Source organism: Mesorhizobium sp. CO1-1-11, from assembly GCF_020164995.1.
Classification (GTDB): domain Bacteria; phylum Pseudomonadota; class Alphaproteobacteria; order Rhizobiales; family Rhizobiaceae; genus Mesorhizobium; species Mesorhizobium australicum.
Window position 1 is genome coordinate 1 of the sequence record NZ_JAIUHE010000041.1, and the last position, 20,231, is coordinate 20,231.

Below are 20,231 nucleotides of genomic sequence, written 5' to 3' on the forward strand. Positions count from 1 at the left end.
TATGTCCAAGGAAGTGGCGTGATCGACCACATCTCATCCCGAAGCCGGTAAACCGCGGCTTATGAGTTCACGGCCTAACAAGCGTGACCAATCGGCTTCGATACTACTCATTCTATTGTTGGGTCGTGTGGCAATTTGAGCAAATCCATCACACGACCAAAGAGGATAAATGGGTAGAATTCATCCGGCGCTGCGAAGCGGCGATAGCGCTGGCGTGTCAGATCGGAGACGCCGCAAATGCCCTAGGCATGGCGGGCTCGGAGTGGTGGCGATACGAAGCTGCTGATACGTCAAAGAAGACTTTCGATCTTATCAAACCAACAAACAGGCCCGGTGAAGACGGTCAGTATCTGAAGTCGAAGTACGGTAACTTCGGCCAATTCTACACCGCAAGCATGCTGGAAATGGGGTTGATCGACAGCGCCTCTGCCCGTGTTTATGGCGTGACGAGCACCGCTGGAAAAGCGCTCGCCGTTGCCGTTCAGGAAGAGCATCCGGAGGCCTGCGCACTCCTCTTGAAAGCTGTCAAGTCAGGTCGAATTTCGCGGTCGGACTGCGAGACGATTTCTGAGGCACTCCATCCGTCCTATCTTGATCCTTCAAGTCAAGAAGCGCGATTGCTGAAAGAGTTTTTACAAGGCGGTCGAGCCGATGATCCGACCGCCGAGGCGAGGCGGATTTCGCTTCGCAATGTATTGGCGGTGGTCTCCGATTCAAAGGGCGAATTTGATCTGCGCCGGGATCTCTATGTGCAAGTCTGGTAGCCTTGGCGCCCCTTCCCAAGGCGGCCAAAACCTGACGAGATGGCGCGCCTATTTTCTGAACGAGTTTTGTCATATCGCACTCGAGGTATGGCTCAACGAAATCGTCGGCCTGTCTAACCAGGTCGCCGAGCCGACCTCAGTTGAAGCACTAGCATCCAGCCTCGCATCGACCGCGGTCAGCGATGAGAAAGCTTCTACAGAGGACCTCACTGCGAGCTTAGCCTTGAGTGACCTCGGTGGAGAACATGATCTGGGAGCAGAGTTGCTTGCAGCAGCATCGACCAAAAGGAGGCCCGAGGCATCGGCCGTCACGGGCAGCACCAGACTTATCCTGTCGCTTTGGCTTCGCTGGAGAGAAGCTACGCAAGTTCGCGATGAGCTTTTCCGAGAAACCGTGGAGGGACGGTCGGCCGAAGGAGTCTTCAGATTTCTCGACCTCAATTCGTCAGCAAATGCCAGGCTCACGATCGCCAAACTGATAAAGAAGTTCGTGGTATCGAACCATCTGATGATCGCCGGTCAGAAGCTTGCGACTGGAGGGCGCTTCACCTATCGGTTCACGCTCGACGATGGATGCCTGGTGGACGGCGAGTTTGGCGAATACACCTATACCCAGCCCCGAATAACGAATTTGCTTACGTTCGCACGCGATGCTGATCTGGTGGATGAGAGTACCGGGGTCATTACCGTTGCCGGCGCGGAATTTCTTAATGCCGCATAGCCTCTTCGATGACTTCAAGGAGGGCGGGTTTCACAGCTCGATCTTGTCGACTTTCAGCGTCGATCCTGCCTTTTATGATGGTAGCCTGCAACTTAGGCTGCGTGGACTCGGCTGTCATAACAATCTGCTGCTCGCCGATGCTTCGATGCTGGAGCAGTTGCTGGATGCAATCCCGGACGCCTTCGCTAACGCTGGCCGGAAATATCTGGTCGTCCCGGTTACAACCACATCGTGCTTCCATCCGAAGTTAGCCATACGTTATGGAAAGGCGAAAGCCAGACTGATTGTGGGATCCGCGAACGTCACTTCGGCGGGCTGGGCAGGTAATCTGGAACTCGTCTCAACCCTGTCGTGGCAGGCGCGGGATGAAGACGAGGATAGCGAAATTCATCGTACGCTCTTCGTCAGAGCACATCGTGTCGGCGTTGATCGGTCCCGCCGATGACAACAAGGCCGCGTACAAGCTTGAGCTGATACGCAGCCAGTCCTCTTGGATCGACGATGATGGGCTGGAGGGAGACACCCCATTCAACCTCTCGGACGGGTCTCAGATCGACCTGTTGCTATCCGACCCGTCGAACGCAAGCGGCCTCGCCGACAGGATGCTCAAGCTGGTCGATGAGCCTGTTGAGCGGTTGACGATTATCTCGCCTTATTGGGACGATCAACTTTCCGCCCTGAAGCGACTGAGTTCTGCGGTCGGCGAGCCGGACCTGCGCATCTTTCTATCGGAGAACGCCCGCAGCCCTTCTCGATCATCTACATTTCCGGTTGGCGCCATCGGCAAACTGGCGTTGAAATTTCACCCCATTGGGGCGAGCGGTGAAAGCGACGATCGCTTCCTTCACGCCAAGATGTTCCTCTTTCATGGCAGCGATCACGATTTCCTCTTCATCGGCAGCGCGAACTGCACTGTCGCTGCTTTGGGGGTGCCTGGCAAAGCAGGCGTAAATCACGAATGCCTCCTGTTCCGGAAGCTCCCGCGTGGATCTGCGAAGAGGCTCTTGAACCTCTCCTACAAATCCAAGATTGCAGTTGTCGACATTGCAGTGCCTCCAGACAAATCCGAAGCCGCTTCCGACAAGGCGACTTTCATGGCGGGGTCCGTTGAGCGGCGCGCGCGACGATTGGTCTGGTCGCCGAATCCAAATGTCCCGGATGCTGTGGCGTCGATAAAGGTGGAAGAGTTGCATTTCCCGCTGGCTCAACGAGCAGACGGACTGTGGATCGCCGACACTGGTGATGTGAAGCTCGACTCGAATATCGCGCGAGTCTGCCTAGTTGACGGCAGGATCAGTCGACCAATGATCATCGCCAATCCCGAAGAGCTGATGCGTTTCGCGCCATTTCCAGTCTCCGACGCCATCAGGAAGAAGCTTGATGCAGTCCTCAGCGGCGACGCAGATCTGATCGGCCTAGCAAAAGACATCCACCTTCTGCTGGAAGACGATGCCAAGAGCGGGCCCGCACTGGAGAGAATCCGCGCTGCTGGCAGGCGAAGCGCAACTCGCGGTATTGCAGGACAGGATTTCGCTACGCCTGATGAGTTCAGGAAGGCGCTCAATCTCCGGGTGAGCATGAAGTCAGCTGGGCTTGCTCATGGCGACAATCCGGCTCTTCAAGCGCTTCTGCAGATCGTCCTGCGCGGGATGGCTAGTGTAGAGACTATCGACAGGATCGATGCCGATGACGTCGCCACTGCAAAAGGGCACGACCTTGGGGAGGATCAGGACGATGTCGGGCAGTCAGATGACGTGGCCGCCCCGCCTCGCCCCGTATCCGCTGCAGATATGGGACCAGAGATTGTTTCCGACAGCGAGTTTGAGCGCAATCAGACAGCGCTCTGGCGCGGTATCCGCAAGTTTCAGGATTTCCTGGGGCGGGCGAAGGACTCGGACGCGGCGCTCGATCTCAATTTCGTTACCCGATCGCTGTTCATGCTTTACCTAATGCTCCACGGCAGCACCAAGCGATACAAGACTGAAGATGGCGAGGAAGCGGTTCTAATCCCTTTCACCGGTGGTCCGGGTGAGGATTTTCGTGACAGCTTTCTGTTCGTTGCGGCGCAATCGATCGCGGGGATTTGGGGACCACATTTTGCGCGAAGTCTGATCCGCCGGGTGAAATTCACGGTTGAGGCCGACACTCTTCCAATCCAGATCACGACGCTCACGATTATCTCTCGCTGGGTGTTGGCGGCCATCCTATCGGAGGTCCGCATCGCGAAGGCCCACAAGTCGCTGCGCGACGTACTTGAAAAACAAGTGCCGAGCCTCTTCGCCGCGACCAAAGTGTTTCCTGAGCTCGGCCAGGAGGAACTATTGGCGACCATCAGGCAGATGGAAGCGAACTTGGACATGGATGCGGAGCAGGGAGCGAGAATCAGAAAAACGCTCGGCGAACTCGGCCGAGATAGCGGTAGATGCGACTGTCATTCAAACCCAGCGTGACGTTCACCGCATCTCAAAGTGGGTCGGCGTTGAAGGCGGCCCTCATCTTCAGAACGCCTACAAACTAATCCATATAGAAAAGTTGTGCTGGGGCGCGGGACTCGTCCGGCGCCCATTGTGACGCCGGCCCGTCTTGAAATTCTCTTGGAACTTCGGGAACGGCTGGTTTCTGCGGTTATTTGCCAAACCTGCCGGCCCGTTAAGTCCCAGCTGCCGACCGGGTTGCGCATCAAGACTCTATGGATAGACTAGATTAGGCTGAATTCCGATCTGCATCTCATGCGACTTTTGCCTAGCGCGGCGCTCCATAGATGATGTTCTGCGACTTCGTGGTCAGCCAACGCCGATTGCAGACATTAATGTCTATCCAGCAAGCGGACATCCGACCTCATTTTTGGTATGCGTCTGTAGCTGGCCGCTGACACAAGCCAGCTTAGCTGCGGACCATGTTCATCGGGGTTTATAATCGTGACGGGGGCACCGACTTGGCAAGGGCTGTGTGGGGTCAATCCTAAGGCTTTGACTCGCCTCGTTGGGCAAGCGCAGGGGTAAGATTTGTCTGCTTCTGCCACTCCATCTGGCGAGGCGCTCAGGCTTGAGCTTCCCAGGACCATAGACTTCAGGGCCGCGCTTAGCTTGGCTGCGGGCCTACAAGCCACCCGAAGCCACATAAAGATTATCCTGCACCCCCAGACGTTTGTTCGACCAGGCGGCTTGGCTCTGCTTTGCGCACTCTTGATGGAGCAGAAAATGGCGGGATGCAGCATCTCGATCGCCGGACCACAAATCAAGATTGACCATCTGATTCGCTTGGGTCTCTATCACCATCTCGGGCTCGACACGCCTCCAATGCCGGACGCCCGCCCGGCAGCCGGCCGATACATCCCCCTTCAAATGATCAGTGGCGGACCTGAGGTACTCTCAGTGACCAACGCTATCTGCGACCTAATGCTGCGTCGATATGACGGCGCGCGCGCATTCGTCCCGGCCGTCGAGTGGATGACCTACGAGATCGCCGATAACATCGTGCTGCATGCGCAGGCCCAGTCACCAGGGATAGTTTGCGCCCAATACTATGAGGCGGGAGGGCGATTGGAGATTTCGGTGGTCGATCTCGGACGCGGTCTGAAGGCATCCCTCTCTGAGACACGCACAGTCGCTGATGACACTGCCGCGCTTAAGCTTGCGGTCACCCGAGGGGTGACTCGTAGCTCACACGTTGGCCAAGGCAACGGCTTGGCCGGCACATTGGAGATCGCCAGAGCCAACGGAGGCACGCTAGAGCTCTGTTCCGGTGCAGTGATGCTCCAGCAGATCGCTGACAAACAAGCCTTCGCCACCGTCCCCCGTATGCCGGGCACTGGGATTGTCCTTGAGCTCGACACCCGGCGGCCAGTGGAACTCAGGCAGACTGAAATAGCAGGCGGCGGAGGTTGGCGGGATTGGAACTACCTGATAGCGGAGGGAGAGCGCTTGGCTGAGCGTGGCGGCCTTCGGGTGCTGGACGAATGCCCCCACGTTGCGGGACGTCCACCCGCTCAGGCGCTGCGACGAAAGATCGAAGCGCTGTTGCCGGACCTTGAGCAGCCTATGGTTCTCGACTTCGACGGAATCACGATGGCCTCCAGCAGTTTCCTCGATGAGCTCCTCGGTCGACTTGTTGAAGCCCATGGCCCGGAGGTACTGGGCACGAGAATCCAGCTCAAGAATGTGCAGCCCTTGATTCAGCGGCTCGCCGAGAACGTCATCGGCCAGCGGCTTGCAGCCTCCAGGGAAAGATAGTCCGATCCAGTTCATTTTCTTGAGGACCTACAGCGCGGCCATCGCTAAGGTGAGACGAAGCTATTGGAAACCGCCGAGAAGGAGTTCGACGTGGTCGATGTGCACAGGCATGACGTTCGACGGTTTGAGCAATCGCTCATCGTCAGTGGTGATCTTCCAATCGAGTCGTTGGCCGATCTGGCCATGCGGGAAGGTCGTAGACCGCGGCCGATTTACCAAACCCACAAGTGGTTCGCGCGCCGCTTCGGTTCGGCATTTCGGGGTCTGCTCGTCGCGGCCGCGATCAGAGCTGATGAAGACTTTTGGGAGGCTTACTTAGGGGGGGCGAGTCTGGAAGGCTTAAAGATCGGGGACCCCTTTGTCGGAGGCGGAACCGCGATAGCCGAGGCTCAGCGTCTAGGCGGCCATTGCTACGCTTCAGATGTCGATCCCGTCGCTGTCTCGATTACCCGGTTTCAGTCGCAGTTGAGCGCCGTGCCTCCCCTCGAAGCCGAACTCGAACGGTTGAAAACGACCGTCGGAACAGACCTCACAGTATATTATGTGACACTTGATCATTATGGAAAACTGCGACCCGTGCTTCATTACTTTTGGGTCCAGCAGATCGACTGCGGTGGCTGCGGCGGCCGCTACGACGTTCATCCTCATTTCCAGCTGGCACATGACGCAGGCTCAAAGCGACAGTGGGCAGTTTGCCGCGACTGCAGCGAGGTACACGAGCTGGCGATCGACCGAAAACGCCTGGACTGCCGGTCGTGCGGAGGCCGAACGACAATCGCGCATGGAACATGTGCGGCCGGCACGGGGATCTGCCCGCATTGCGGCCACGGCGAGCGGCTGATTGATGTCAGTCGCCGAAGCGGCAGGTATCCACGATACCGCCTGTTCGCTTTAGAGTACCTATCAAAAGATCCGGAGAAACGACCGGTGCCCGCCTCGCACAGGATTTTCAAGCGCGCCGACGACCAGGATCTTGAGCGTTATAACCAGGCTTCCGCCCGCCTGAAGGCGTCGGACGCTGGACTGCTGGATCACTTACCACAACGTGTCATTCCTGATCACGATCGCGCCGACGACCGCTTGATCCGGTATGGCTATCGCCAGTACCTCGACCTGTTTAACGATAGGCAGCGGCTGCATCTGGCAACATTATCTCAAGCCATAGGGTCCGCCAACTCGGCGGCTCGCGAAGCGCTGTCGATTGCGTTCTGCGACCATTTGAAGACGAATTGCATGTTGACTTCCTACGCCTTTGGATGGCGTAGGCTCGCGCCGCTCTTCTCGATCCGGGCCTTCCGCCACATTAGCCGGCCAATTGAATTGAACCCCTGGCTAGATGGCACGGGTCGTGGCACCTATCCAAACGCCGTCCGTCGCGTTGAGCGTGCGCGAAACTGGCTGCTCAAGCCGCGCGAGGCAAGCCCTACCGGCGGGTTTAAGGTTTTCAAGCAGGACGAGCAACCACCGATGGCGCCTGTGGTGACACGGGTCTGCTCGGCCGAAGAACTCAGCCACATTGCGGATGGCGCACTAGATCTCGTCGTCACCGACCCGCCCTACTTTGACAATATCGCTTATTCGGAACTGTCGGATTTCTTCCTGCCATGGCACCAATCACTCGGGCTCACCGATCAGGTGCAGCTCGGTTTCCCCCCTGCGCGGTTGGATGCGCGACGAAACGACGACATCGCTATGATGACGTTTCAGCATCGGCTCACCCGGTGCTTTGAGGAAATTGCTCGCACCCTCAAACGCGATGGCTTGGTCATCTTCACCTACCAGCATAAGACGCCGGAAGGCTGGGAGGCACTAGGCAAGGCGCTCGCCCAAGCCCGCCTCGCGGTCTGTCGTGTTTTCCCAATGCTCGGTGATACTGACGCTGGACCGCACAAGCACAGCGACAGCATTCGCTGGGATGCGGTGATTATTGCAGTCCCTGGACATGCTGGCCCGAACTGTGGGACCCTCACAAACGCCGCTAGGATCTGGGCTGAGGCGACAGCCGAGCAGTGGACACAGCGTCTGCGACAGACTCCGCGTCTATTGTTTAAGGCGGCGGATGAAATCAATCTTCGACGCGCCTGCTATGCCGCGGCCCTATCTCACGTCAGTAACGCAGACAGCGCTTTCGCCTCGTGTAAGCTGAGCGATCTGCTTAAGATATTGGACTGTCAAAAGGAATCGAGTCGCACCGTTGCCGCTCCTGACGAAACAAGTTATCGCGCACTACGTTCGCACCGAGTGCAAACGACGGCTACGGCTTGACCTTTCGCCCGACAACGCGACCTTTCGCGCCGAGCGTGCGTTTGAGGACATGCCAGAGCCGCAACAGCCGCGGCCGGGGCTCCAGTTGCTGCGCGAGGCTGGCGACGAATGGAAAGCTGCCAAGCTTGAAGAACTCTATCGCCTCCTCGGCCCAACGGCGCTGATTGGCACCGCTGTCCCTGCGACAGGCGGCACCACAGAATTTCGCAATGTTGCGCTTGAAGCAGTCATTGGCGCCGCGACCCCCGGCCGGTTCATTGTGCGGCCGCGATTTCAAGTCGGCCCGGCCTTCAAAAATGCCCTTGGGCTGGAAGATCTCACCGCCGATCACGGACTCAGCTACGGCGAACTTATCCCGGACCTTATCCAAGTTCTTGCGCCCGACGAGCGCACCGACGTGTTCGGCATCGCCCCCAACGGCGACACGTGTCCGCTTCCGCCTTCAGATACGCGGCTGCGGTTAAAGCTCATTGATATCAAACTTACGGCAGAGCCCAATCCCGGCTATTTCGCTGAGATCGTTTTCTACGCCATGGCATTGGCCGGATGGCTGATCGACTCCGGGCGTCACGATAGGTACATTGTTACGTCCGATGCTTCGATCTGGCCGGGTGCACATGGCGCGTCACAGATGGCGCAGCATGTACAGGCCATGTCTCAAACCGGAGCTGTCGTATCGGCAACGGGCCTGTTGACGGCGTTGAACAAAGACTTGGAGCGGGCTCCCTTCGAGGTGTTCGCCTTTCGTCTTCGTCGCGTTCTACGCGACGACCTCCGCACCGTTCTCACAACACCCTGGCGCGAGCTGGATTGGCATGTCGACAACCGTTGTTCCGGTTGCGACTATCTTGGCTACCCATGGATCTCGAATGGCCAGCCGACAAGCCGCCCCAACCACTGCATGCCGGAAGCCGAAAGCCAGGGCCAACTCAGCCGGGTCGCGTTCATTACCCGCGGGTGCCGGACGGTGCTCTGGAACCAGGGTATCCGAGATATTTCCACCTTGGCAGCGCTCGACAGTGAGGCTGGCGAATTCGACAGTCACCAGACGTTGCGGGCTTCCCGCACCGTCCTTCCTCAACGCGCTGGCTCTCTCCTTACAGAGACGGCCCTCATTCCCCCGGACACGGGGGCCTCCGGGATCATGCCCAAATGGGCGGATCTGCGCATCTACCTGACGGCCGATTTTGACGTCGGTAGCGGCATCTCGTTCGCGTTCGGTATAAAAGCGTTTTGGCTTGAGAAGCGCGAGTTCGGTAGTCGCAACGCGACGCCACGACAAACCCAAGCCTGGCCGGCCACCACATTCGTTGTTCCGGAAAGGAGCCCCCAAGCCGAGCGCCGCCAGTTCCTGGCGTTTCTGGAACACCTTCACTCCATCCTGAGTGATCCGCGGATCGAGGCAAACAAGCCAGATCTGCAGGTCTATATCTGGGACAAGCTTACCTATAGGCACCTGTGTCGCGTCGTAGGTCGGCACCTCGATGGCGTCTTGTCGCAGCTGACGTTAGCGCATCTGGCTTGGCTCTTTCCGTCCGAAGAACTTATCGCCAATGCGCGCAATGAAACGAGTTCGTCGCCAATTACGGTCGTTCAAGATGTCGCAAAGGCGGTTCTGGCCGCGCCTGTGCCGCACTACTACAACCTTTTCCGCGTGGCTCGAACTTACCACGAAGCGACTTTGCCGGCCGGGGTCGCTGCCTTCAGCGTCCATCCGCTGTTTGAGGATGAGTTCAGCGACCATATCCCGTCCGAACGGGCCCATGAAATTTGGACTCAGTCAACAAGTCCGAGATCGTACTGGGTCCGACAACTCGCCCGCCTCGAAGAGACCGTCGGAAAGAGGCTCTCGGCCTTGGAGACGGTGACTCGCCGCCTTGAGGCCGATCTCCAGCCGTTGCTCGGCAAGAATGCCGCCGCCTATCCCATTGAGCCTCCGCGGCGCGAAGGCGGGATCAGCGTGGACGGTGAGCTGTGGCTGGCGTTTCACCGCCTAAACACCGCATTAGACCAGCTTGAGGTTGCACAGGTTCGCGCAATGCCTCCACACGAGCGCGAGGCGCGACATCGTAGCGCTAGATTGGAACGACGGCTGACCGGTCGCGAAGAGGTTGACGCGCTAGCCAGATTGGGACTGCGGGCAGTTACGGGTCGCCGGGTCTACCGCATTCGCCCAGGCTCGCGGGAGGCAAGGGTCAGGGTGGGAGACTTTAACTTCGCCCTAGCGCCCGACGGCGATCCGACATTTCTCGAATCTTCATTCTTCGCCGTAGCACAGCGCGCCGGGATTTCCACACAAGGCTACGAAGCACGATGGCGAATGTCCGACGCGACGAGCGTTAGCGTCGCCGGTTTGGACCGCAGCGAAGCGCTGATTGCGATCGACTCGGGAGCATATCGCCGGCCGACATTGCTCGATGATCTCGAACAAGCGGGTGCGGTTAATCTCTCACGCGACGTAACGCTGGATCCTCGTCACGTCGATTTCTTCACGCCCAAGCTCGTCGCCGCCCTTCGCGGTCTGGGGAATCCCCCGACTGCCGCTTCGACCCCACTTGTGCAACGCGCCATCGGCGGCTTCACGTGGGCTCGCCCACCTCGCCAGACGGCGCACTGTCCAGCTGCAGACTTTGTGTGGGACGCGGCGGCAACCCAACTGGCGCATTGCGCCCGTGACGTGCCTCTGGCGCGTCGACTGCTCGAAGCCGAAGGAGCCGAGCTTAATCCGTCACAATGGATTGCGCTTGAATGCGCCCTCGCGCGGCGCCTGCATCTCATCTGGGGACCACCAGGAACGGGCAAGAGCCAAACGCTGCGTGCGACCCTGCGAGGCGCCATGCTTGAGGCGCTAGAGCGCGGGCGACCATTGCGCATACTGCTTTCGGCTTTCACGTGGAATGCGATCGACAACGTTTTGTACGGCTTGCTCGACGAACTCGCGGCGAGCCCTGCTGCGGGCAATGTCGAGACCTACCGTTTGCGCTCGTCGAGCGCGCTTGCGGATCTGCCGCCCACACACGCCCATATTGACACGCTGCTCGAAGCCCGAAATCCGTCAAACAAGGTACTTGCGCTGCGTCAACGCCTACTGGACGCTGATGGCGTGACGCTAGTTGCGTCTACCGCCGATCAAATTTCTAACCTGCTGAAGGTGAACGACGAGAACCGAGAGGAATTGTTCGACCTCGTCGTCATCGACGAAGCGTCACAGATGGACGTGGCGCATGCTGTCGTGGCCTTCTCTTCGTTGGCCGAGGGAGCAAGCCTCATTCTCGCAGGCGATCCAAAGCAACTCGCACCTATTCACCAAGCCGAAGCGCCTGTCGGTCTGGAACACCTCGTGGGTTCGATCTATGAATTCTTTTCCCACCACCACAGTGTGGTGCATACGATGCTGTCGACAAACTACAGGTCTAATGCGGCCATTGTGAATTTTAGCCGTATGGCTGGTTACGAGTCATCTTTGGCGCCTCAATCGCCAAACCTGGCAATAGATCTTATCGATGACTTTACGGATACGCGGCCGCCCAATTGGCCATCGAGCCTTCTCTGGAGTCCAGGATGGGCAGAGATTCTTGACCCCGCCAAGGCAGTGTGTTGCTTTGTTTATCCGGAGGGCTCCGCCAGCCAATGGAACCCGTTCGAAGCGGATGCGATCGCAGCCCTCGCGCTGCTGTTAGCTGGTCATCTGGCAAATCGGCCGTCCGGCGAACTTGACAGGGCCGGCAACCTGTTGCCAGCCTCAAGTACCCTTCATGATACGGAGAGCATCTGGCGACGTGGCCTTGGGATCGTCACACCACATAGGGCTCAACAGGGGTTAGTCGTGAGCCGGCTATCAGAGGTGTTTCTGCCACTGGGGCATTCCGAAGCTACGATCCGAAACGCCGTGGACACCGTCGAGCGGTTTCAGGGCCAGCAACGGGACGTGATAATCGCCAGCTTTGCGCTGGGCGACCCCGACAGCATACGTGACGAGGACGAGTTTCTGTTCAGCCTCAACCGCTTCAATGTCATGGCGTCGCGAGCGCGAGCGAAGTTGATTGTGTTGGTCAGCCAAGAGGTTGTGGACCATCTCGCCACGGATATCGAGGTCATGCATCAATCTAAGCTGCTCAAGGTTTTTGTTGAATCATTTTGCAACGCTTCGGGTGAACTTGCACTCGGTCACTTGGTAGGAAGCAGCCTCAGGACCTTCTCTGGGCTATTAAAGTGGCGACAATGACGAGGCGTCACGTCAGGCCGGTCGGCTGGAACCGGCTTCTGCAGGCTCGTCGCGGAGTTAGGCGATGTTGATCGCGCGTTTCCGTAGCATATCGAGCTCTTCATGCTGCCGATCGTTTTCGGCCAAGCGAGAAGCCTCATCGATGTCGCTGAAGGGTTCTTCACCCAGTTCAAGCTTCACCTTGATACGCTGGATCAGAAAGCTGCAACGGAAGTTTTCATGCCTACCGACGGCACCATCGATGGCCGCGTTGGACAGGGCGAGAGCCTCACCCGCATGACCCAACCCCAGCTTCGCACGCGACAGGCTGTGCGCTATGAATATGTGGCCTCCTTTGTCATCGATGGCCTCAAGCATCGCTACAGCCTCGGTGTATTCCTCCAAGAGGATTAGTGTTTCTGCCCAACGCCTGCGCTGGAACGCGTCCGGCGAGCGCATTGCTTCATATGCAAGCCGTGCAATCAGGGCGTATTTCTTAGGGTCGATCCTCACTGCTGCCAGATACATGAATTCCGCAAACGCCCCGCGGCTGCGCTCGTCTTCGAGCAGGAGCGGCATAGGCTCGGGCAGGCGCTCAAGAAGATCGGCAAAGGTCTCGGGCCGTGACCAAGCCGTTTGCCGCGCGAATGTCGCAAGTACCTCATAGGCTTGTGGTATGTTCGCTACCGCGCCGTACAGCGCCTGGTTCAGGAACATTTCTTCCTTCTCGGCAAGCAGACTCTTGGCCCAGTCCGCAGGGTTTTTGTTCAAAGCATCGGCGAGACCAAGAAAAACGGAAATGGAAACACCCTCGCCGCTTTCAAACGCAGCGATGATTTCGCGGGCGTGCCTTTCAGCTTCCTCAGCCTTGTGGGAGCCTTTGGCGTGGAGGCGGATGAGCTGGAGCTTTGCTTCGTTCAGCGGGAACTGCTGGACTACCTCCTCGAATAGGCCTGTTGCCAACTCATGCTCCCCCAGTAACCGCAACGCCTTGGCTCGATGATGTTTTATTTCTGCCTTCTGGCGATCTGTCAGCCCGCCTAGCGATTGCAACGTGTCGAAGGCTGGCATCCGTCTGCGCAAGCTGGCCAATGCGTGATCTCGATCTTTGACATGCCGTTCATGCCGATAAAGGGCTTCGATTGTCTCGAACACCAGCAGCATCTCGGCGTCGGCGGATTCGCCGTCGCGGCCCTCGAGCGAGCGAGCCAGTTCCACGGGATCAGACAACAGATTCGGCTGAACGTCGACAGCGCTCCACGTTGCGATGAGAGCAAGCATGAACGCGGGGCGTCTGTCAGCGCCAGCGAGAAGTTCTATTAGATGCCGCCTGAGGTGGACCGCGACGCTATGCAGCCCAACGCCATCGCCGCGGATCAGCTTCTTCAGGTACTTCTCCAAGGTATCGTTGAGTTCCTGCTCGCGATCGCGTGTAAGCCAACCGCTGCTTTTCAAGGCCGCATAGACGATGTCGTGAATGCTGACTGACGAGTTGCCGGAGGCAGTAGTTAGGCCGGAATCGACGAGCTTCCGTATACCCAATGGCCCGATCGCCAACTTGAGGAATTGGCGGTCACATGACGTTTCTTGGGCCCAGGCAAAAACTGGAAGTTCGTACAACAGGGTGGACCGCAGCCGTCCCAACACGCGTTCAGCCAGCAGTTCGCCGTTGTCCTCCAGCCTGCCAACCATCTTCAAGTCTTCCAGGATATCGTCCAAAGACGCGCCGCCCCGCAGCGCTGAGTTGAGAAGCTGAAGGCTCAGCGGGTGTCCGCCGACGGTTCGCCAAGCTGCCGGGAGGACGGCATCGGCCGCGCCGTCGGGTAACCCGCGGCCGAGCAACGCCTTGGCGGACTTTTTATCCAGCATAGGCAGGGAATATGCATCGGCAGAAGGGCGCCTGCGCGTGATGATTACACGCGCCTCAGGACCACACTCGACGCCGATCTCGTCAGAAGATAGCTGGTCCGGAGCATCGTCGAGCACCAGCAAGCATTTTTTGCTGTGCAGCAGACCGCGGACATTTCGCTCTGTACCCCCCCGGCTGTAAGGGGTCGCTGAAAGCTGCCGCTTGTCATTGATGCCGCGGGCATCGAGCCAGAGGATATACGGAAACTCGGACTGGCGTTCGCTAACGTAAGCAGCAGCAGCCCGGGTCTTCCCGATGCCACCGATGCCAGCGATCACGACGCAACGCGACGCGGCGAGACGGCTGTCCAACTCCTCGGTGATCCCCGTTCGCCGAATATGTCCGAACTCGACTGACGGCACGAGATGTGTTGCAGCCAAGTCGTCCCGGATATCCGACAGCATGGGCAAGATTGCCGAAAGTTCTTCGACGGCATTGTCCTGCTCAAGAAGGCCGTCAACGACCTTCTCGGCCATTGCCCGGCTGTCGAGCAGATGCAAGATTTTCCCTGACATCCCCGGCTTCTTGACCGAAGTGGCGGCGAATTCCTCTATCTTTCCGGTCGGTGCCCGCTTCGAAGACAGCAGGTAGATTTCCCTCACATCAGGAGACAACGATAGGACATGCTCCAAATCGTTGGTCGGCTTCTTCAGGTCCCCACCGAAATAGTCCTGTTGAACCGATGTCTCGACCGCGACTCGGCCATCCGGCGACAATCCGTCAAGGGTGCCGCCTACCGGATTGCCGCTAACCGAGGAGCCGCGCTGCACGATGTCCACGCCCGCGAGATGCTTGACGAACAGCATTCCAAAGCGCTCGAATATAGGCCCCGGTCCCATAGGCTCGATTGCTTCGATCACCCGAGTGATGAGGAGGATGCGCAGCTGAGGGTTCATGGTCGAATACGGCCCGCCTATAACAGTGGCGCTATTGCCTGCCAGACATCATCCGCGACCTTGGCGAGCGAGCGACTGGCATCAATAACGCAGCACCGTTCAGGAAAGCGGTTGGCGACTTCCAGCAGGCCTTCCCGGATCGAAGAAAAGTTCCTGACTACTTCCGAGGGATCAGACTGGAGATCAGCCCGGCCATGCCGGCGGCCGGCGGCCATCGCTTCGGGGAGATCGAGGATGATCGTCACGTCCGGCATCAGCCCGCCAGTCACCGAGCGCGTGACAGTCTCGAACAACTGGTCCAATTCCGGAGCTCCGCCGTAAACTTGGAATGCGAAGGTTGAATCGATGAACCTGTCGGACACGACCCAATCTCCCGCATTGACTGCCGGCTGAATGACGTTACGGACATGATCATATCGTGACGCACTCACCAGCAGGAGTTCTTCTACGGCCGAGAGCTTTCGGTTTTCGGCCGTCATTATGCCCCGCACCTCGCGGCCGATGTGGCCTCCGTCAGGCTCCTTTGTCTGGATGACCGTCTTCCCCGACCCACGGAGACGCTCAACCAGCTGGGAAATCTGCTCGGATTTGCCGCTGCCGTCTATGCCCTCAACGCTTACAAACGGCACATCGAACCCCTATATGTGCGCCCCAGCCCCCAGCGGGGAGTTCAGCAGGCCCAATGAATCGATCTAACATAGTTGTGTTCGTGTCGGCAGGCATGCTCGCGCCGAAGAAGCGTGACCATGCGCTCGCGCGACGGCAGCTGTATCTCAACTATGGCGCGTTGTCCCTAGCTACTGTGCTTCAGCTGCAGGGGCATGAGACCCGTCTCATTCACGGGGAACACTACACGCCTGACGCCACGCTGATGCAGCTGCGCGAGTTCGGGATTTTCCCCTCGCGCCACCCTATCATGCTCTCAATTCCAAGCTTTTATGCGCTGACATGGGCCCAGTCATTCTGTCAGTTGGTCAAGCGCACCGACCCGGAGGCACGGGTCATCGTAGGCGGCAGGTGGGTGGTCGGCCCGGATCCAGATTGGCTGCGGGGATTGCTGCCGGAAGCCGATGTTCTGGTCGAAGGCATGGCAGAACCTATCATCGGCAGCCTGCTCACTTCCAGCCCCGATCTGAGGAAGCTCGCCGCTCCGACGCCCGGTTTCACTCTCAACCACCTCTTGGTGCAAGGCCACCTTCGGTACCAACCGAGCGTTGAGGCTTCGCGAGGCTGCGGGATGGGGTGCAAGTTCTGCGAGGAGCGCGATATTAAGCTCGATCGCATCCGCGCTCCCAGCGAACTCGCGCACTCGATGGCTTTGGTGCAGGAGCAGTATGGCGGAGCTGATATCCATCCCTACTTGCAGGCATCGATGTTCGCCGCGAATGCGCAATGGGGTGAGCAACTGGCTACCACTGTGAGCGAGCTCGGCCTGAACATCGAGTGGAGGACCGAAAGCCGGGTTGACGCGCTCACACCGCGAGCCGTTGCTGCCTTGGCGCGCGCAGGCCTTAAGGTGGTCGATCTAGGGCTCGAGACCGCTTCTCCGGCCCAGATCGTGGCTATGAAAAAAGCTCGTGATCCTGATCGGTACCTTGCCAGCGCGTCCAAGCTGTTGGCGGCCTGCAGGGAGAACGGGGTCAGGGTCAAAGCCAATATCCTTCTCTACGCTGGCGAGACCGTTAACACCTTTGAAGAGACGCGCTCTTGGCTCGATGACCACGCAAGCTGCATCAGCGGTGTATCGGTGGGGCCCGTGATCGCTTATGGCCCTCCGAAAACAGCCGATTTCCTGTTGGAAGACTGGGAAAGATTGGGCGCGCATCCGGTGGACCCGCTGAGCAAGCACGTCAGCGGCATCACGCACATGCATCTCAGCAAGGACTTTGACAGCGGCGCGGCGGAGGCGGCCAGTCTGAACCTCTCCCGCCGCTACATGGATGCAGACAGCTACTTCGAGCTGAAGAGCTTCAGCTACTACCCCAGGGACTACACGCGGGCCGATTTCGATCAGGATATCGAGAGATCGAATCTCGAGAAACTGCCTTTCCGGTTGATGGCGAGGCACTAGCAAAGCGGTCCTCTGTTTCGGCCAGGCTAGCGGAGCAGGTCAGAACGGAACGTGCGATGACGGGATTAAGCGTGTGCCATCCATACACCGCGTGCCGCGAGCGGCCGTTCTGTTTTCGGCCACAGCGGTGATTCAACAAACTTGAGGCAGATGGCCGCTTCTGTGGCTAAGCGGTCAGAGAGAAATTCCTTAACACGCTGGACTTCGTTGGCACAGCAAGCATTGCTGTGGGAACCGGGCGACGTCCCCGTCTCGACCAAAGCCCTCCCAGCGCGGGCTCCAGTCAGTACAGGCATTGGAAGGTCCGATGTCGGTATTGATGGAGAGAAACAATGCACGTTACCGAAACTGAGCAGACGGAAAGCACTGGAGCCGGCGAGCCTAAGAACATTTCGCTTCAAGCGGTGGTGACCTCGCCTAAACGCCCTCGGAAGCAGGCAGCCGCACATGCGGAAGTTGCGAAAGGTAAAAATCCCAAGCCTGTAGAGACGAAAGCGGATGCCGTCTTGAAGAAGCTTCGCTTGGCCAAGGGCATCACAATCGAAGGCTTGATTGAGGCAACTGGTTGGCAGCCTCATTCGGTGCGCGGATTTCTCTCTGGAACCGTAAAGAAGAAGCTCGGCCTGCTTCTAGTCAGCGAAGTCGGCAAGGATGGTGTCCGGCGCTATCGGCTCGACACTAAGGTCAAGTGTTGAAGCCATGGTCATCGACTCAAAGCTTCAACTGGAGGTCGCCGCGCTCGGCGACCTCTCTCGCGGCGAGCTCGCGGCTCGGTGGATCAAGACCTATGGGTGTCCGCCGCCGAGCGGGGTGCGGCGCGAACTTCTGGTGAGAGCAGCCGGCTGGCATTTGCAAGCAAAAAGGCTCGGTGGCTTGTCTACTGAGACAAGGAAGCGCCTCGCTGAGACGGTGCGAGGGGTTGGAATTAATAGATCAGGAAAGGCACCAGGCTCGGCCCCAGCGGCTTCAAATGAGACTCACAGCGATGCCAAAAATACTGAGGCGGCCTCGAAGCCGCGTCGGCCGCTATCGAAGGGGACTCGCCTGCTGCGCGATTGGAACGGCAAGACTCATGTCGTCGACGTGACGGCAGAAGGGTTTCTGTTTGAAGGAAAGCCTTATCGGTCTCTCTCCGCCATCGCCCGCAAGATCACTGGCGCCCACTGGTCCGGTCCGAGGTTCTTCGGATTATGAGCAACCAGCAAAAACTGCGTTGTGCGGTCTACACGCGCAAATCCACCGAAGAGGGTCTTGAGCAAGAATTCAACTCACTTGATGCCCAGCGTGAAGCCTGCGCGGCATTCGTTGCTTCGCAAGCCGGCTTGGGGTGGAAGCTCGTCCCCGACTTCTATGACGATGGCGGCATCTCAGGCGGGACCATGGAGAGGCCGGCCCTAAGACGCCTACTCCAAGACATTCGCAACGGCGGGATCGATGTCGTTGTGGTGTACAAGATCGACAGGCTCACGCGATCACTGATGGACTTTTCCAAGATCGTCGAGACCTTCGATGTCCATGGAGTGTCCTTTGTTTCTGTCACCCAGCAATTCAACACAACGACGTCGATGGGCAGGCTGACGCTCAACGTGCTCCTCTCGTTCGCTCAGTTCGAGAGGGAAGTGACCGCAGAGCGTATCCGCGACAAGATCGCTGCATCCAGGAAGAAGGGCATATGGATGGGCGGTACCATTCCGCTCGGCTACCGTGCAGTTGATAAGAAGCTGGTGGTCGATGAAGCGGCTGCGACAATGGTCCGGTCGATATTCCAGCGCTATCTGGAATTGAAGTCGGTACTGGCCTTGGCCGATGAGCTGAATCAAAGCCAAACGGTGGTCGGGTCCACGCCGCTTCGCCCCCCGGTCAGTCGCGGGCGACTCTATTACCTGCTTTCAAACCCAGTTTACATCGGTCAGGCTCGTCACAAAGACACCTGCTACGAGGGTGCTCACCAGCCGATCGTAGACGCGGAATTGTTTGCCTCTGTTCAGGCGCTGTTGAAGGAGCAAGGGCCGAAACGCCGATCGCGATCGAATGCCGCAGATCTGCACCTGCTTACAGGCCTCATCTTCGATGAAACCGGCGATCGGCTGAGCCCTGCCTATGCGAGCAACCATGGCAAGCGCTACCGCTACTACATCTCCAATCGGCTGAAGGTCGCTCGGCGCAAGGAAGACACCGGCTGGAGGGTTCCGGCTGACGAACTAGAAGCAATCGTCGATCAGCAGGTGATTGCTTTGCTGAACGACAAATCGCGACTGGCTGAATGGGTCGAGCAGTACGCATCAAAGGATAAGATCGCGAGCGGTTTGAGCGAGGCTGACGGGCTCTTGAGCGACTCGCTAGGAAGTAGTGCAAAGCGTCGATCGATCGTCAAAAACGCGATAGTCAGGATAACGGTCTCGCCCAAGGCCATTGAGCTCGCGATTAATCCTCCTTGCTTTGGTGAGTGTGATCCTAGAACCACAGGGCGACGGACAATCCGGTGCACCTGTCACGACAGCGGAGACACACAAGATCAGCGTCGTATGCGAGATACAACGGCGTGGAAACGAGGCACGCTTGATTATTGGGGATCAACCAAAGCGTGAAAAGGCTCCTGACCCGAGCCTGGTCAATCTGCTGGCAAGGTCACACTCGATGTTGTCGGCGCTCACAAATGGCGGGGCTCGAAGCATTTCGGAACTCTCGAAAGCTACCGGCATCCACCGCGCCGACCTCAGCAAGGCATTGCCACTAGCCTTCCTTTCTCCGGCAATCGTGGACGACATCTTGGCGGGCAATCAACCTGTCAGCCTAACCGCCAGGCGGCTGGCTCGGCTCGGCGATCTGCCGGTTGATTGGAACCAGCAGCGGTCCCTTCTGGGCTTCTAGCCACCACCTGGTCCAGAAGCTTGGGACGCATAGGCGATCTCTCTCTGCATCAGTCCGAAAACAATAGGGCACGGAAGGCCGGTTAGGGAGACGGGGCTAGAAGACTCCGTGGAAACAGAGACGGATTGAGCGGGACAGCCCGACTGTTGAGAGAAGGGTCCGGCTAACCCTCCAATAAGTCGTCCGAATTTCGAGCCAGCCGATATAGGCTATATCCACAGTGTGCCCTTCCCGAGAGATGGGTGACAGTTCATTCCGGATAGATGGGTTACACTTTCGGCCCTTTGCAAGGAGAGCA

14 protein-coding genes are annotated in these 20,231 nt (G+C 58.4%); 12 read left to right on the top strand and 2 right to left on the bottom strand.

What is annotated here, in order from left to right; translation table 11 throughout:
* Positions 1–83: 83 nt before the first annotated feature.
* The 7 genes from LB554_RS28765 (at position 84) to LB554_RS28795 (ending at position 12,207) form a co-directional block, all read left to right on the top strand.
* Positions 84–764 carry a hypothetical protein gene (locus tag LB554_RS28765; RefSeq protein WP_224588172.1) on the top strand — a complete coding sequence of 227 codons (681 nt, stop codon included), beginning with the start codon at positions 84–86 and terminating at the stop codon, positions 762–764.
* The gene (locus tag LB554_RS28770; RefSeq protein WP_224588174.1) at positions 748–1,485 is read left to right on the top strand and encodes a hypothetical protein; all 738 of its coding nucleotides are present in this window, start codon (positions 748–750) and stop codon (positions 1,483–1,485) included. The genes LB554_RS28765 and LB554_RS28770 overlap by 17 nt, the downstream gene beginning before the upstream one ends.
* On the top strand, positions 1,475–1,930 hold the full coding sequence (locus tag LB554_RS28775) for a hypothetical protein (RefSeq protein WP_224588176.1): 456 nt from the start codon (positions 1,475–1,477) through the stop codon (positions 1,928–1,930). The genes LB554_RS28770 and LB554_RS28775 overlap by 11 nt, the downstream gene beginning before the upstream one ends.
* Positions 1,851–3,935 (top strand): phospholipase D family protein, encoded by a 2,085-nt coding sequence (locus LB554_RS28780; RefSeq protein ID WP_224588177.1) that lies wholly within the window; start codon positions 1,851–1,853, stop codon positions 3,933–3,935. The genes LB554_RS28775 and LB554_RS28780 overlap by 80 nt, the downstream gene beginning before the upstream one ends.
* A 750-nt stretch (positions 3,936–4,685) precedes the next feature.
* Positions 4,686–5,717, top strand: a complete 1,032-nt coding sequence (locus tag LB554_RS28785) for an STAS-like domain-containing protein (protein WP_224588179.1) — start codon at positions 4,686–4,688, stop codon at positions 5,715–5,717.
* A 63-nt stretch (positions 5,718–5,780) separates the two neighbouring features.
* On the top strand, positions 5,781–7,982 hold the full coding sequence (locus tag LB554_RS28790; protein WP_224588182.1) for a hypothetical protein: 2,202 nt from the start codon (positions 5,781–5,783) through the stop codon (positions 7,980–7,982).
* Entirely contained in the window at positions 7,912–12,207 is a 4,296-nt protein-coding gene (locus tag LB554_RS28795) for a bifunctional RecB family nuclease/DEAD/DEAH box helicase (protein ID WP_224588184.1), read from the top strand. The genes LB554_RS28790 and LB554_RS28795 overlap by 71 nt, the downstream gene beginning before the upstream one ends.
* 57 nt (positions 12,208–12,264) lie before the next feature.
* On the opposite strand, the gene LB554_RS28800 is transcribed toward LB554_RS28795, so the two are convergent.
* Both LB554_RS28800 and tmk read right to left on the bottom strand, forming a co-directional pair.
* The gene (locus tag LB554_RS28800; protein ID WP_224588186.1) at positions 12,265–14,991 is read right to left on the bottom strand and encodes a hypothetical protein; all 2,727 of its coding nucleotides are present in this window, start codon (positions 14,989–14,991) and stop codon (positions 12,265–12,267) included.
* Between the two features lie 17 nt (positions 14,992–15,008).
* Entirely contained in the window at positions 15,009–15,620 is a 612-nt protein-coding gene (tmk, locus tag LB554_RS28805; RefSeq protein WP_224588188.1) for a dTMP kinase, read from the bottom strand.
* A gap of 92 nt (positions 15,621–15,712) precedes the next feature.
* On the opposite strand from tmk, the gene LB554_RS28810 reads away from it, so the two are divergent.
* From LB554_RS28810 to LB554_RS28830, 5 genes are all read left to right on the top strand, one after another.
* Positions 15,713–17,062 (top strand): B12-binding domain-containing radical SAM protein, encoded by a 1,350-nt coding sequence (locus LB554_RS28810; RefSeq protein ID WP_224588190.1) that lies wholly within the window; start codon positions 15,713–15,715, stop codon positions 17,060–17,062.
* Between the two features lie 332 nt (positions 17,063–17,394).
* Positions 17,395–17,757 (top strand): DUF3489 domain-containing protein, encoded by a 363-nt coding sequence (locus tag LB554_RS28815; protein ID WP_224588191.1) that lies wholly within the window; start codon positions 17,395–17,397, stop codon positions 17,755–17,757.
* Between the two features lie 4 nt (positions 17,758–17,761).
* A complete protein-coding gene (locus LB554_RS28820; RefSeq protein WP_224588193.1) occupies positions 17,762–18,256 on the top strand; it encodes a DUF2924 domain-containing protein in 495 nt (164 codons plus the stop codon).
* A complete protein-coding gene (locus tag LB554_RS28825) occupies positions 18,253–19,650 on the top strand; it encodes a recombinase family protein (RefSeq protein ID WP_224588195.1) in 1,398 nt (465 codons plus the stop codon). The genes LB554_RS28820 and LB554_RS28825 overlap by 4 nt, the downstream gene beginning before the upstream one ends.
* Positions 19,622–19,933, top strand: coding sequence for a hypothetical protein (locus LB554_RS28830; protein WP_224588197.1), 312 nt, complete (start codon positions 19,622–19,624; stop codon positions 19,931–19,933). Before LB554_RS28825 ends, LB554_RS28830 begins: the two co-directional genes overlap by 29 nt.
* The last annotated feature ends 298 nt before the right edge of the window (positions 19,934–20,231 follow it).

What these genes read in the sequence shown, in the direction of transcription:
- LB554_RS28770 (WP_224588174.1), top strand. Translation starts at nt 748, where the DNA reads ATGTGCAAGTCTGGTAGCCTTGGCGCCCCTTCCCAAGGCGGCCAAAAC.
- LB554_RS28775 (WP_224588176.1), top strand. Translation starts at nt 1,475, where the DNA reads ATGCCGCATAGCCTCTTCGATGACTTCAAGGAGGGCGGGTTTCACAGC.
- LB554_RS28780 (WP_224588177.1), top strand. Translation starts at nt 1,851, where the DNA reads ATGAAGACGAGGATAGCGAAATTCATCGTACGCTCTTCGTCAGAGCAC.
- LB554_RS28785 (WP_224588179.1), top strand. Translation starts at nt 4,686, where the DNA reads ATGGCGGGATGCAGCATCTCGATCGCCGGACCACAAATCAAGATTGAC.
- LB554_RS28800 (WP_224588186.1), bottom strand. Translation starts at nt 14,991, where the DNA reads ATGAACCCTCAGCTGCGCATCCTCCTCATCACTCGGGTGATCGAAGCA.
- LB554_RS28810 (WP_224588190.1), top strand. Translation starts at nt 15,713, where the DNA reads ATGCTCGCGCCGAAGAAGCGTGACCATGCGCTCGCGCGACGGCAGCTG.
- LB554_RS28815 (WP_224588191.1), top strand. Translation starts at nt 17,395, where the DNA reads ATGCACGTTACCGAAACTGAGCAGACGGAAAGCACTGGAGCCGGCGAG.
- LB554_RS28820 (WP_224588193.1), top strand. Translation starts at nt 17,762, where the DNA reads ATGGTCATCGACTCAAAGCTTCAACTGGAGGTCGCCGCGCTCGGCGAC.
- LB554_RS28825 (WP_224588195.1), top strand. Translation starts at nt 18,253, where the DNA reads ATGAGCAACCAGCAAAAACTGCGTTGTGCGGTCTACACGCGCAAATCC.